This is a genomic window from Microbacterium sp. 10M-3C3, from assembly GCF_003931875.1.
Lineage (GTDB): Bacteria > Actinomycetota > Actinomycetes > Actinomycetales > Microbacteriaceae > Microbacterium.
The window spans coordinates 913,256-925,279 of the sequence record NZ_CP034245.1 but is presented as its reverse complement, the minus strand read 5'-3'; the positions used below and the strand labels follow the sequence as shown (position 1 = coordinate 925,279).

The following is a 12,024-nucleotide window of genomic DNA, read 5'->3' as shown; positions in this document are numbered from 1 at the left end:
CCACCCCGGAAAGGAGAGATCGATGACGATCGCCGAACACGTCGTGGCCCCCGGCGACACTCCGGAGGACTCCCGCTCCACCTCCCCGCGCCGCTTCACCATGATCCGCATCGGTGACGAGGACTGGCTCATCCACGACACCGCCTACCCCGAGAACGATGCGCGCCACCTCGTCGCGTGCGTGCGCGCCCGCGGGCTCGACCACGTCGACGTGATCTGGCTGCAGGGTCGCGGCCTCGCCCGTCGCTATGCGCGCGTGGCCGATGTGCTCACTGCGGCCGAGCGGGCGCTGAGCTCGCGCTCGGGTCTCGCGGCGGCGCGGCCGGAGAACTGGCTGGGCTGAGCCCGCCCCATCAGGCGATGCGCGTGCCCGGCGGCAGCGTGCGCGAGGGCGTGCGCGTGCGCGCCCATCCCCACGCCAGCAGACCGCCCGCCAGCACCAGCTGCAGGAGCAGACCCACGAACCAGCTCGGCGCCGTGCCGGCGACGCGCTCCTGCAGGTCTTCGGGCGTGGTCTCCCATGACGCCGTGTCGCAGTAGTCGTAACGCACGTCGGTGTCGGGCGGGATCTGCGCCGACCGCACGCCGTAGGAGATCTGCCCGAAGAGGTTCTCGGGCGAGCCGTACTGGTTGTAGGTGATCGGCGTCGCGTCGGCCAGGACCACGAACGGGTTGGCCGACAGCAGCCACCACACGTGGTCGGTGCGCGGCGTCTCGTACGTGTAGGTCTGCCAGTCGCCGCACGCCGTGCCGTCGTACGACCGTTCGCTGACGGTCACCTCGGCGCGCGACGTGATCGTGCCGAGGCCGAACGCGATGAGCGTGCCGACGGTGAGGGCGGCGATCACCAGGTACGTGGCTGCCACGGAGAACAGCGGGCGCGCGACGATCGCACTGAGTCCCACCCCGATCGCGGCCACGATGCCCACCTCGAGCACGAGCACCCCGAGGGACGTGGCGATCGCTCCCGCGCCGAGGCCGCCCGCGAGGGTAGCGACCACGAGGAAGGGCGCCGCGACGATGAGGAACGCCAGGCCCGCGATCCACGCGGCCAGCAGCTTCCCGATGACGATGTCGCCCGCCGTCGCGAGCGTCACCTGCAGTGGCGCGAGCGTCGCAGCCTCGCGATCGCCGTTGACGCTGTTGCCGCTGAGCGTCGGCGTGACGAGCAGCACCAGGAGCAGCACGAGGAGGATCAGCGCGGAGAACAGCCACCCGCCGCTGCCGGCCGTGAGCGCCGACGCGGCGATCGCGAGCCCGGTGACCACGAGCAGGATCACGGCGAAGATCCCGAGCAGTACGTACCAGCCGACCGAGCGCAGCCGCTGCGTGAGCTCGAGTCGGACGATCGTCCGGATGCGACCGGCGTTCATGCGTCCGGCTCCTTCCGCAGGTCGAGGAACGTGTGCTCGAGATCGCCCGTGGCGGGCGCGAACTCCGTCACGTCGAGTCCGGCGGCCACCAGTGCGCGCAGGCCCGCCGCCGCCTCCGTCTCCGACGCGAAGACGGCGAGCACGTCGCGACGGTCGGCGGTGACGTCATCCGTCGTGCGCCCGAGGGCGCGCGCGACGCCTGCGGCATCCGCGTCGCCGATGGTGCGGATGCGCCACGACCGCCCCTGCGCGGCCGCCTGCGCCACCCGGTCGGCCGCGACCGTCTCGCCCGCGACGAGGAACACCGCGTCGTCGACGACCTCCTCGAGCTCGCTCAGCACGTGGCTGGACACGAGCACCGTGCGCCCCTCCGCCGCGAGCCGTCGCAGCGTGACGCGCAGATCGATGCGCGCCTGCGGGTCCAGGCCCGAGGCAGGCTCGTCGAGCAGCAGCACACGCGGATCGTGCACGAGCGCGCGGGCGAGCGCGAGCCGCTGCTTCTGCCCGCGCGACAGCACACGCGCCGGCGACGTCGCCAGCTCGGCGAGCCCGACGTCGGCGAGGAGCGCGTCGGCGCGCGTCGCCGCATCCGCCGCCGACATGCCGTAAAGCCGCGCGGTCGTCGCGAGCGTCTCGCGCGCAGTCAGCGACGGCCACGCGCCGAGAGTGTCGGGCATCCAGCCGAGCAGCGCGCGTGCCGGCGCCGGGTCGGCGACGGGGTCGACACCCTCGAGGCGGATGCTGCCCTCGTCGGGCGCGAGCAGCGAGGCGAGCATGAGGAGCAGCGTGGTCTTGCCGGCTCCGTTGGGGCCCACGAGGCCGGTCACGCGCCCAGCCTGGGCGTGAAGCGTCACGTTCCGCACCGCCTGCACCCCGCCGAAGGAACGTCGCACCCCCTCGACGACGATTCCGCTTTGGGACATGCCGTCCACTCTATGGGCGCCGCCGGTCAACGCCGGAAGAACTCCATACCCAGATCGGCGTGATCGACGAACACGCCGTCGACGCCGGAGCGGCGGATGACGTCCCACTCCCCCGCGTAGTCGCCGAACGCGCCCGCCCCCCCGCGCCCGCGGAACTGCGGGATGAGGAAGGCGTTCTCGGGCCGGCATGTCCACGTGAACACGCGCAGCCCGCGCGCGTGCGCGTCGACGACGACCCGGCTCGGCCCGGCGCTGCGGCCCCGCCGGTCGGGCGCGAGGATCATGCGCTTGTCGACGCTGATGCCGTCGACGCGGCCGACAAGGCGATCGAGTCCCTCCGGCGCGGCGGTCGCGGCGTAGGTCGGGGCAGCCGTGCCCTGCGCGGCCACGAGGTCGTACGGCCGCCCGGCGGCCTCGAGGAGGTACACGTACGTCGCAGGCAGCCCCGTCGCCCGGAGCCGTCCGAGCACGGTCGACTCGAAGGACTCGACGACGAGTGGCAGCTCGCCGCGCGCCCATCCGGCCGCCGCGAGCTCGGCGGCGACGAGCGCCGTGACGTCGAACCCCAGCTCGGCGAAGTACGTGGCGTGCTTGATCTCCAGCACGACGCCGATCTCGCGTCCCTGCTCGAGCGAGGCCTGCCGCACGAGGTCGAGCACGTCGCGCAGGCGCAGCACCGGTTGCGTGCCGTCGAACGACGCACTCGCGGGCCGCACCTTGGGCAGCCGCTCGCGGCAGCGGAGCGTCGCGAGCTCGTCGGCGGTGAAGTCCTCGGTGAACCACCCCGTGAGCGACGCGCCGTCGATCGTCTTGGTCGTGCGGCGATCGGCGAACTCCGGATGCTCCGCCACATCGGTGGTCGATCCGATCTCGTTCTCGTGCCGCACGACGAGCACGCCGTCGCGCGAGATCACGATGTCGGGCTCGACCGCGTCGACGCCCATCGCAAGGGCGAGGTCGTAGGACGACGCACTGTGCTCGGGGCGGTATCCGGGGGCCCCGCGGTGTCCGATGACGAGGGGCGCGGACCGGGTCACGGCTCCAGGCTAGTCGTGCTCAGGGCGAACGCTCAGCGCACGTCCGCCGCCCGCGACACGCCGTCGGCTAGTGTTGCTCTACAGCACGGTGCTGTGATTCCTGATTTTGGAGTGTGAGAGCAGTGGCCCTCAACAACCCGGCATTCAATACCCCGGCGTTCCAGGACCCCCGCGCAGTTCAGAGCTATCCCGGCGGACAGCAGGCCGCCCGCCTCGGCGGGCCGGCGCAGTACGCGCCGCCGCCCGCGGCCGAGGCCGCGACCCTCGAGGGCATGTACACCGCCCCGGCGGCCGGTGCCCGCGAGACCGACCGCATGACGGTCGAAGACACGGTGTGGAAGACCGTCGGCCTGTTCGGCGTCCTCCTCGTCACCGCTGCGGTCGGCTGGGTGTGGACGCTCGGCGGCCTGGCCCCGACCGGCGCGATCAACCCGCTGCCGTGGATCATCGGTGCCCTGGGCGGCTTCGTCCTGGCGATGGTCAACATCTTCAAGCGCAAGCCGTCGGTGCCCCTGATCATCGCCTACGCGGCGTTCGAGGGTCTGTTCGTCGGCGGCATCTCGGCGTTCTTCGAGACGGCGTGGAACGGCATCGTCTTCCAGGCGACGCTCGCCACGCTCACCGTCGTGGGCGTGACCCTCGCGCTCTTCGCGAGCGGTAAGGTGCGCGCCTCCAAGCGCGCGACGAAGATCTTCCTCATCGCGATGATCGGCTACGCGGTCTTCAGCCTCATCAACGTCGGCCTCATGCTGTTCAACGCCCCGATCGCGGGCGGCCCGTTCGGCATCCTGAGCAACACGGTGTTCGGCATCCCGCTGGGCGTCATCATCGGCGTGCTCGTCGTCGTCATGGCGGCGTACTCGCTCGTGCTCGACTTCGACCAGGTCCAGCAGGGTGTCCGCAACGGCGCCCCGCGCGTGTACGGCTGGGTCGGCGCGTTCGGCATCATGGTGACCGTCGTGTGGCTGTACGTCGAGATCCTGCGCCTGCTGGCGATCCTGCGCGGCAACAACTGACGCAGCGCGTTTCCCGGAGGGGCCGTCCGACAGGGCGGCCCCTCCGCCGTTGCCGGGGTGCTTGGTTCCGCCGTGGGCGGAACGGGGTGGTCGCGCAGGGATGCGGCGCCCTATCGTGAGCGCATGGCCAGACCTCTCGATCCCGAGCCGCTGTGGCGCGAGTCTCTCGGCGCACTGCTGCGCCGGCTGCGGCTGGCGCGCGGTGAGCGCCTCGCCGACACCGCCGCCCGCGCCGGCGTCTCGCCGCAGTACCTCTCCGAGGTGGAGCGGGGCATCAAGGAGCCCTCGAGCGAGATGATCGCCGCCATCGCCGGAGCGCTCGGCGTCACGCTGCTCGATCTCACGGCGACGATCGCGCTCGAGCTGCGCGCCGCATCCGCACCCGCCGCCGCGGGCGCCTCGGTGTACGCGCTGGCGGCATGAGCCCCGCGAAGACGCCCGCGGAGGTCCTCGACGTCGGGGGCCATGAGGTGCGCGTCACGAGCCCCGACCGCGTGGTGTTCCCCGAGCCGGGCCTCACCAAGCTCGACATCGTGCGTTACTACATCGCCGTCGCCGACGGGGCGCTGCGCGGCGCGGGTGGTCGGCCTATGGTCCTCAAGCGCTTCGTGAAGGGCATCGACCAGGAGGCGTTCTTCCAGAAGCGCGTGCCCGAGAACCACCCCGACTTCATCGACACCGCGACGCTCCACTACGCCCGCGGCACGTCGGCCGAAGAGACGGTCGTGCGGGATGCGGCGGGCCTGGCGTGGGTGGCGAACCTCGGCTGCCTCGACCTGAATCCGCATCCCGTCCGCGCGGAGGACCTCGACCACCCCGACGAGCTGCGCGTCGACCTCGACCCGATGCCCGGCGTCGACTGGTCGCAGATCGTCGACACCGCGTTCGTCGCGCGCGAGGTGCTCGAGGAGCACGGGCTCGTCGGCTGGCCGAAAACGAGCGGCTCCCGCGGCCTGCACATCCTCGTCCGCATCGCGCCGCAGTGGGACTTCCGCGACGTGCGCCTGGCCGCCGAGACGCTCGCACGCGAGGTCGAGAACCGCGCGCCGGGCCTCGCCACCGCGCGCTGGTGGAAGGAGGAGCGCGGCGAGAGCGTCTTCGTCGACTTCAACCAGAACGCCAAGGACCGCACCGTCGCCTCGGCGTACTCGATCCGACCGCTGCCCGATGCCCGCGTGTCGACGCCCCTCGCGTGGGACGAGCTGCGGGAGCGGCGTCCCGAGGAGTTCACGGTCGCGAGCGTGATCGAGCGCTTCGCGGCGATCGGCGACCCGCACCGCGGCATCGACGAGGCGGTCGGCGTGCTCGACGGCCTGCTCGCCCTGTCGAAGGAGCTCGGACCCGCGGAGAAGCCGCCCCGCGCGGGTGACGGGTCGGGCCGTCGCGCGTCGACGATGCCGCTCATCGAGATCGCGCGCACGAAGACCAAGCCCGAGGCCCTCGAGCTGCTCGAGCGGTGGAAGGCGGAGCATCCGGATGCGGCGGCGCAGCTGCATCCGGCCGACGTGCTCGTGGACGGCATGCGCGGGTCGAGCTCGCTGTGGTATCGCGTGCGCGTCAACCTGCAGCACGTCGCCGAGGGCGAGCGGCCGGCGCAGGAGGCGCTGCTGGCCGACTACGACCCGTGGGCCGGGCGGTCATGGTCGGACTCGAGCGCGCCGACCAAGCGGGCGAGCCCGTAGGAGAAGGCTTCTTCGAGGTCGCCGCCCAGCCGGAAGGCGCCCGCGAGCTCCATCGAGACGAACCCGGTCGCCCATGCGGTGAGGAGGCGCGCCGCATCCAGCGCGTGCGCAGCGCCCACGGCCGCCGCCGCCGCGCTCAGCACGGGCTCGCTCGAGCGGGCTGTCGCGGCGGGGTCGGCGACCCCGGCGAACAGCAGCCGGAATGCTTCCGGGCGGGTCTGGCCGAAGGCGCGGAAGGCCCGGGCGAGCGCCGAGAGGTCGCCGGGAGTCGCCGCGAGTCGCCGGGCGAGGTCGTCGGCAGCCGCGTCGGCGACCAGGCGCAGGAGCGCGTCGCGATCGCGGACGCGCTTGTAGAGCGACGGCGCCTTCACCCCGACGCGGCTCGCGACGGCCTGCATGGTCACGGCGGAGGGGCCGGCGGCGTCGAGCAGGTCGGCGGCCGCGGTCACGATCTCGTCGAGCGACGTGCGATCGGGTGTCGGCATGGGCTTCCTTCCAGCTATGAACATAAGCTATCATGGCTAATGTTCATAGCCATCATTGAGAGGAGCCGCGATGCGTCTGGCACCCGGCCTGCACCGAATCGGCAACGACATCGTCGCCGCGTATCTCATCGTCACGCCCGAGGGCATCACGCTCGTCGACGCGGGACTGCCCGGGCTCTATCGCGATCTCGAGCGCGAGCTGGCCGAGCTCGGCCGGACGACGGCCGACATCCGCGGCGTCGTCCTGACCCACGGCGACAGCGACCACGTCGGCTTCGCCGAGCGCCTGCGCCGCGAGACCGGCGTGCCGGTGTTCATCCATGCCGGTGACGCCACCCGGGCGCAGGGCGGCGCCAAGCCCAAGACCGCGATGGGGCCGTGGCGCCTCGGTCCCCTGCTCGGCTTCTTCGCGTACGCCGCGCGCAAGGGCATGCGCGCCCAGTGGCTCACCGACGTGCGCGACATCGCCGACGGCGACGTGCTCGACCTGCCCGGCAGCCCGACCATCGTGGCGCTGCCCGGGCACTCGCCGGGAAGCATCGCGGTGCACTCTGACCTCGTGCGAGCGGTGTTCGTCGGCGACGCGCTGACGACTCGGCACGTTCTGACCGGCCGAGTCGGCCCGGCCCCGGCGCCCTTCACGGACGACCCCGACGAGGCGCTCGCATCGCTCGAGCGGATCGCGGGCATCGACGCCGAGTGGGTGCTGCCCGGGCACGGCGCGCCGTTCCGCGGCTCTCCCGCCGACGCCGTTCAGCGCGTGAGGACCGTGTCCGCCAACCCGTAGGCCACCGCATCCGCCGCCGTGAAGATGCGGTCGCGGTCGGTGTCGACGCGCAGCCGGCCCGCGTCCTGCCCGGTGTGGCGAGCGAGGATCGCCTCCACGTCGCCGCGCACGCGCACGAGCTCGTCGGCGTGGAGGATGAGGTCGGGGATCGCACCGCGCGCCTGCCCCGCGGGCTGGTGCAGGACGACGCGCGCGTGCGGCAGCACCGCGCGGCGGCCGGCTGCACCCGTCGCCAGGAGCACCGCCCCGACGCCGACGGCCTGGCCGACGCACGTCGTCGCCACCGCCGGGCGCACATGCTGCATCGTGTCGTAGATCGCGAGCATCGCGGCCGGGTCGCCGCCCTCGCAGTTGATGTAGAGCTGGATCTCCCGCTCGGGGCTCTCGGCGTCGAGGTGCAGCAGCTGCGCGATGAGCGCGTTCGCGACGCCCGCGTCGATCGCGGTGCCGAGGTACACGACGCGCTCACTCAGCAGCTGCGAGTACACGTCCATGATGCGGTCGCCGCGCGGATGCTGCGCCACGACGTTCGGGATGGTGTAGCCGCTCACGCCGCCACCTCCGTCCCCAGGCCCGGCACCCGGCGGCGGCGCGGGCTCACCTGCCCGAAGTCGTCCACGACGGCGTCGATGAATCCGTACGCGCGCGCCTCCTCCGCGGTGTACCACCGGTCGTGCAGCGAGTCCTCGAAGATGCGCGCGACGCTCTGTCCGGTGTCGGCCGCGATGAGGCCGAGCACCGTGTCGCGCATGTGGCGAAGGTCGCCCGCCTGCACCTCGACGTCCACGGTCGATCCGCCGATGCCCGCCGAACCCTGATGCATGAGGATGCGCGCGTGCGGCAGCGCGCGGCGCTTGCCCGGCGTTCCGGCGGACAGGAGGAACTGGCCGGCGCTGCACGCGAGACCGAGCGCGAGCGTCGCGACGTCGTTCGGAATCAGCCGCATGACATCGCGGATCGCGAGCATCGCGGGCACCGAGCCGCCGGGGGAGTGGATCCACAGCGCGATGTCGGCGGTGTCGTCGTCCGACGCGAGGGCGAGCAGCTGCGTGGCCAGCAGCGTGCCGTTGTCGTCGTCGAGCGGGCCGTCGAGGATCAGCACGCGTTGCGCGTACAGGTCGCGTCGGGCCTCGGGGCCGAACACGCGGGGAGAGGCGTCGTCTGTCATGCCCTCAGCATCCGCACGGCAACGGCCGCCCGAAAGCCCGCGCCGCCGGCAGCGGATCCGCTCAGAGCGGTCGGGCCCGCCGCGAGGAACGCGCGAGCACGTCGCGGACCGCCGCGGCCAGGGCATCCATCGCGTGGGCCGGATCGACGGCGCGGGCCGCCGCGACCGCTTCGTCGGCGAGCCGCGTGCGCAGCGCCGCGTCCGTCAGCACGCGGATGACCGCAGCTGCGAGCGCCTGCTCGTCGCCGTCGGGCACGAGGATGCCCCCGCCGTCCCGGAGGAGGTCGCGCGGGCCGTACCGGATGTCCCACACCACGGCCGGGCAGCCGTGGCTGAGCGCCTCGGCGAGCGCGAGCCCCTGCCCCTCGAACGCCGAGGTCTGCAGGTACACCGCGGCAGCGTCGAGCTCGCGGCCGACGGCCTCGCTCCGGCCCCGCAGCACGACGCGTGCGGTGAGGCCGAGCTCGTCGATGAGCGCCTGCAGCCGCGGCCGCTCGGCGCCCTCGCCGTGCACGTCGAGGTGCGCGCCGGGGACCGCGGCGGCAACGCGCGCGAACGCCCGGATCGCCGCATCCACGCGCTTGCCCGGCGCGAGGCGTCCCACCATGGCGACGCGCCCGGGCACGCGGTGCGCGGCGGGCACGACGGATGCGGCGGGCGCGACCCCGTGCGGTGCGACCACGTGCACGTCCGACGCGCCGAAGCGAGCGGCGACGTCGGACGCCTGCGACGCGGTGGGCCACAGGACTGCGTCGAAGCGCTCGGCGTGGGTGAACCAGCGGCGCCACAGCGGGTTCAGCGCCGCATCCGGCGTATGCGGCGGCTCGAGATGCACGGTGTGGATCGCGTGCACGAGCCGCACGCCGGGGTCGTCCCACCCGACGAGGAGCTCGCCGAGCTGGCGCGACTCACAGATGACGACGACGGGCCGATCGATCTCCGCGCGAAGCTCGGCGACGACGTGGGCGAGCCACGCCCGGTACAAGGCGCCGAACCCGTCGAGGACACGCGGTGCGGCGGTCGGCCGATCACGCACGACGACGGGGGCGGTCGAGATGTGCCAGTCGGGGTCGCCGGCGATCACCGGCAGCTCGACCGCGCCGTCCGCGACCTCGCGGTACTCCAGCGCCGGGTCGGCGTCGCCGGCGTGCGCGGCCGCGCGCAGCCACGCCGCGGCCCGCCCGTCCGCGGTGGCGGCCTCGTCGAAGAGGTTCCGCAGCCGTGTCGGGTCGGCGAGCAGCCCGCGACGCACGAACTGGACGCGGTGGACGTCGTGGTCGGCGCGCACGCCGGGGTCGAACGTCAGCAGCAGCGGGCCGCGTCCGTCGTCGACACCCGCATCGGCCATCTGCGCGGCGCGGGCGAGGGTTGCGACGGTGTAGCCGCCGTCGAGGTCGGGCACGAGCCGGCTCGACAGCGACAGGTACCACGCGTCGGGGAAGAGCGCGGGGCTCACTCCCACTCGATGGTCCCCGGAGGCTTGGAGGTCACGTCGAGCACGACGCGGTTGACCTCGCGCACCTCGTTCGTGATGCGGTTGCTGATCTTCGACAGCACGTCGTAGGGCAGCCGCGTCCAGTCCGCGGTCATGGCGTCCTCCGACGACACCGGGCGCAGCACGATCGGGTGCCCGTATGTGCGACCGTCGCCCTGCACGCCCACCGAGCGCACATCGGCGAGGAGCACGACCGGGCACTGCCAGATCTCGGCGTCCAGGCCCGCCTTCGTCAGCTCTGCGCGGGCGATGGCGTCGGCCTCACGCAGAATCTCGAGACGGTCAGCGGTGACCTCACCCACGATCCGAATGCCGAGGCCGGGCCCCGGAAACGGCTGGCGGCCGACGATCGCCTCGGGGAGCCCGAGCTCCCGGCCGATCGCGCGCACCTCGTCCTTGAAGAGGGTGCGCAGCGGCTCGACGAGCTCGAACTGCAGGTCTTCGGGAAGGCCGCCGACGTTGTGATGGCTCTTGATGTTGGCGGTGCCGGTGCCTCCGCCGGATTCGACGACGTCGGGGTAGAGCGTGCCCTGTACGAGGAAGCGGATCGGTTCGCCGTCGGCCTTCGCCTCGGCGACGAGGTCGGCCTGCACCTTCTCGAACGCGCGAATGAACTCCCGGCCGATGATCTTGCGCTTCTCCTCCGGGTCGCTGACTCCGGCGAGCGCGTTCAGGAATGTCTCGCGCGCGTCGACGGTGATGAGACGCACACCGGTGGACGCGACGTAGTCGTTCTCGACCTGCTCGCGCTCGCCCTTGCGCAGGAGCCCGTGGTCGACGAAGACGGCGACGAGCTGGTCGCCGACGGCCTCGTGCACGAGCGCCGTCGACACCGCCGAGTCCACGCCGCCCGACAGCGCCGACAGCACGCGGCCGGTGCCGACCTGCTCGCGGATGCGGGCGACCTGCTCGGCGATGACGTTGCCGCTGTTCCAGTCGGCGGGCAGACCCGCCGCCTTGTGCAGGAAGTTCTCGATCGTGCGCTGACCGTAGTCGGAGTGCTTGACCTCGGGATGCCACTGCACGCCGTAAAAGCGGCGGGTGTCGTTCGCGAAGGCCGCGACGGCGGTGGCGCCGGTGCGCGCGAGCACCTCGAATCCCTCGGGGGCGCGCGAGACCTGGTCGCCGTGGCTCATCCACACGTTCTGCTCGACGGGCTGATCCTGCAGAAGGGTGCCCTCGGTGATGACCGTGGCATCCGTTGCGCCGTACTCGCGGAGCCCGGTGTTGGCGACCTCGCCGCCGAGCGCCTGCGCCATGACCTGGAAGCCGTAGCAGATGCCGAGGGTGGGCACGCCGAGGTCGAACACGCCCGCGTCGAGCGAGGGAGCCCCCTCCTCGTACACCGACGACGGGCCGCCAGAGAGGATGATGCCGACCGGGCTCTTGGCCGCGATCTCCTCCGCCGTGGCGGTGTGGGGGACGATCTCGCTGTACACGCCGGCCTCGCGCACGCGTCGTGCGATCAGCTGCGCGTACTGCGCGCCGAAGTCGACGACGAGGACGGGACGCTGCGACGTCTCGGTCTGTTCGGTCAACGGGTGCCTTCCGGGGCGGGGACGGATGCGGGGGCCTCGGCGGCTTCGCGCTCGGCGAGGTAGGTGCGCACGCCGCGGGCGGTGGACACCTCGAGGAAGAACGACAGCAGCGGCACGATGCCGCCGAGGGCGAGCAGGAGGAAGCGCGAGAACGGCCAGCGCATGAGGCTCCAGATGCGGAAGCACGAGAAGAGGTACACGACGTAGAACCAGCCGTGCACGACCAGGATCGCGAGCGAGATGTTGAAGCCGTCGCCGACCGAGGTCATCTCGCACGAGTTCGTCATCGGCAGGAACAGCGACCACCACTGGCAGTCGGGGCTCGCGAGCACGGGCGCGAACCACAGCGCACCGCCCGAACCGCCGGCGAACAGCTCGACGTGCAGCGGGGTGTACTTGAGGATCATCTCGGCCAGCAGCAGAAGCAGGCCGGTACCGGTGATGATCGAGCACACCTGGTAGAACTTCAGCGCTCCGCGGATCGCCGGAAACGAGGCGAGTTTGGGGGCTGCGGGCATGC

14 protein-coding genes are annotated in these 12,024 nt (G+C 72.4%); 5 read left to right on the top strand and 9 right to left on the bottom strand.

Going from position 1 to position 12,024, the window contains the following annotated elements; all coding sequences use genetic code 11:
- The first annotated feature begins 22 nt into the window (after positions 1-22).
- Complete coding sequence (locus EI169_RS04400) at positions 23-343, top strand: hypothetical protein (protein ID WP_125131252.1); 321 nt, start codon at positions 23-25, stop codon at positions 341-343.
- Positions 344-353: 10 nt separating this feature from the next.
- Here the strand turns inward: EI169_RS04400 and EI169_RS04395 are convergent, their stop codons facing one another.
- The 3 genes from EI169_RS04395 to EI169_RS04385 are packed head-to-tail and all read right to left on the bottom strand — an operon-like array spanning position 354 to position 3,333.
- Positions 354-1,373: an ABC transporter permease gene (locus EI169_RS04395; protein WP_125131251.1), complete on the bottom strand. Its 1,020-nt coding sequence runs from the start codon at positions 1,371-1,373 to the stop codon at positions 354-356.
- Positions 1,370-2,296 carry an ABC transporter ATP-binding protein gene (locus tag EI169_RS04390; protein ID WP_125131250.1) on the bottom strand — a complete coding sequence of 309 codons (927 nt, stop codon included), beginning with the start codon at positions 2,294-2,296 and terminating at the stop codon, positions 1,370-1,372. The genes EI169_RS04395 and EI169_RS04390 overlap by 4 nt, the downstream gene beginning before the upstream one ends.
- A 26-nt stretch (positions 2,297-2,322) precedes the next feature.
- Positions 2,323-3,333 carry a glycerophosphodiester phosphodiesterase family protein gene (locus EI169_RS04385; protein ID WP_125131249.1) on the bottom strand — a complete coding sequence of 337 codons (1,011 nt, stop codon included), beginning with the start codon at positions 3,331-3,333 and terminating at the stop codon, positions 2,323-2,325.
- 122 nt (positions 3,334-3,455) lie between these two features.
- Between EI169_RS04385 and EI169_RS04380 the strand changes: the two genes are divergently transcribed.
- The 3 genes from EI169_RS04380 (at position 3,456) to ligD (ending at position 6,031) form a co-directional block, all read left to right on the top strand.
- The gene (locus EI169_RS04380; RefSeq protein ID WP_125133311.1) at positions 3,456-4,349 is read left to right on the top strand and encodes a Bax inhibitor-1/YccA family protein; all 894 of its coding nucleotides are present in this window, start codon (positions 3,456-3,458) and stop codon (positions 4,347-4,349) included.
- Positions 4,350-4,472: 123 nt separating this feature from the next.
- A complete protein-coding gene (locus tag EI169_RS04375; protein WP_125131248.1) occupies positions 4,473-4,772 on the top strand; it encodes a helix-turn-helix transcriptional regulator in 300 nt (99 codons plus the stop codon).
- Positions 4,769-6,031 (top strand): non-homologous end-joining DNA ligase, encoded by a 1,263-nt coding sequence (ligD, locus tag EI169_RS04370; protein ID WP_125131247.1) that lies wholly within the window; start codon positions 4,769-4,771, stop codon positions 6,029-6,031. The genes EI169_RS04375 and ligD overlap by 4 nt, the downstream gene beginning before the upstream one ends.
- Here the strand turns inward: ligD and EI169_RS04365 are convergent.
- Entirely contained in the window at positions 5,965-6,516 is a 552-nt protein-coding gene (locus EI169_RS04365; protein ID WP_125131246.1) for a TetR/AcrR family transcriptional regulator, read from the bottom strand. The two genes, ligD and EI169_RS04365, sit on opposite strands and share 67 nt — an antisense overlap.
- Positions 6,517-6,586: 70 nt before the next feature.
- Here EI169_RS04365 and EI169_RS04360 point away from each other — a divergent pair, with 70 nt between their 5' ends.
- Positions 6,587-7,303, top strand: coding sequence for an MBL fold metallo-hydrolase (locus EI169_RS04360; protein WP_125131245.1), 717 nt, complete (start codon positions 6,587-6,589; stop codon positions 7,301-7,303).
- On the opposite strand, the gene EI169_RS04355 is transcribed toward EI169_RS04360, so the two are convergent.
- From EI169_RS04355 to EI169_RS04335, 5 genes are all read right to left on the bottom strand, one after another.
- Complete coding sequence (locus EI169_RS04355) at positions 7,270-7,854, bottom strand: ATP-dependent Clp protease proteolytic subunit (RefSeq protein ID WP_125131244.1); 585 nt, start codon at positions 7,852-7,854, stop codon at positions 7,270-7,272. The genes EI169_RS04360 and EI169_RS04355 overlap by 34 nt on opposite strands.
- Positions 7,851-8,471: an ATP-dependent Clp protease proteolytic subunit gene (locus EI169_RS04350; protein WP_125131243.1), complete on the bottom strand. Its 621-nt coding sequence runs from the start codon at positions 8,469-8,471 to the stop codon at positions 7,851-7,853. Before EI169_RS04350 ends, EI169_RS04355 begins: the two co-directional genes overlap by 4 nt.
- A 61-nt stretch (positions 8,472-8,532) precedes the next feature.
- On the bottom strand, positions 8,533-9,927 hold the full coding sequence (locus EI169_RS04345) for a glycosyltransferase (protein ID WP_125131242.1): 1,395 nt from the start codon (positions 9,925-9,927) through the stop codon (positions 8,533-8,535).
- On the bottom strand, positions 9,924-11,504 hold the full coding sequence (guaA, locus tag EI169_RS04340; protein ID WP_125131241.1) for a glutamine-hydrolyzing GMP synthase: 1,581 nt from the start codon (positions 11,502-11,504) through the stop codon (positions 9,924-9,926). Before guaA ends, EI169_RS04345 begins: the two co-directional genes overlap by 4 nt.
- Entirely contained in the window at positions 11,501-12,022 is a 522-nt protein-coding gene (locus EI169_RS04335) for a DUF3817 domain-containing protein (protein WP_125131240.1), read from the bottom strand. Before EI169_RS04335 ends, guaA begins: the two co-directional genes overlap by 4 nt.
- Between the last annotated feature and the right edge of the window lie 2 nt (positions 12,023-12,024).

What these genes read in the sequence shown, in the direction of transcription:
- EI169_RS04400 (WP_125131252.1), top strand. Translation starts at nt 23, where the DNA reads ATGACGATCGCCGAACACGTCGTGGCCCCCGGCGACACTCCGGAGGAC.
- EI169_RS04395 (WP_125131251.1), bottom strand. Translation starts at nt 1,373, where the DNA reads ATGAACGCCGGTCGCATCCGGACGATCGTCCGACTCGAGCTCACGCAG.
- EI169_RS04390 (WP_125131250.1), bottom strand. Translation starts at nt 2,296, where the DNA reads ATGTCCCAAAGCGGAATCGTCGTCGAGGGGGTGCGACGTTCCTTCGGC.
- EI169_RS04375 (WP_125131248.1), top strand. Translation starts at nt 4,473, where the DNA reads ATGGCCAGACCTCTCGATCCCGAGCCGCTGTGGCGCGAGTCTCTCGGC.
- ligD (WP_125131247.1), top strand. Translation starts at nt 4,769, where the DNA reads ATGAGCCCCGCGAAGACGCCCGCGGAGGTCCTCGACGTCGGGGGCCAT.
- EI169_RS04365 (WP_125131246.1), bottom strand. Translation starts at nt 6,516, where the DNA reads ATGCCGACACCCGATCGCACGTCGCTCGACGAGATCGTGACCGCGGCC.
- EI169_RS04360 (WP_125131245.1), top strand. Translation starts at nt 6,587, where the DNA reads ATGCGTCTGGCACCCGGCCTGCACCGAATCGGCAACGACATCGTCGCC.
- EI169_RS04350 (WP_125131243.1), bottom strand. Translation starts at nt 8,471, where the DNA reads ATGACAGACGACGCCTCTCCCCGCGTGTTCGGCCCCGAGGCCCGACGC.
- EI169_RS04335 (WP_125131240.1), bottom strand. Translation starts at nt 12,022, where the DNA reads ATGCCCGCAGCCCCCAAACTCGCCTCGTTTCCGGCGATCCGCGGAGCG.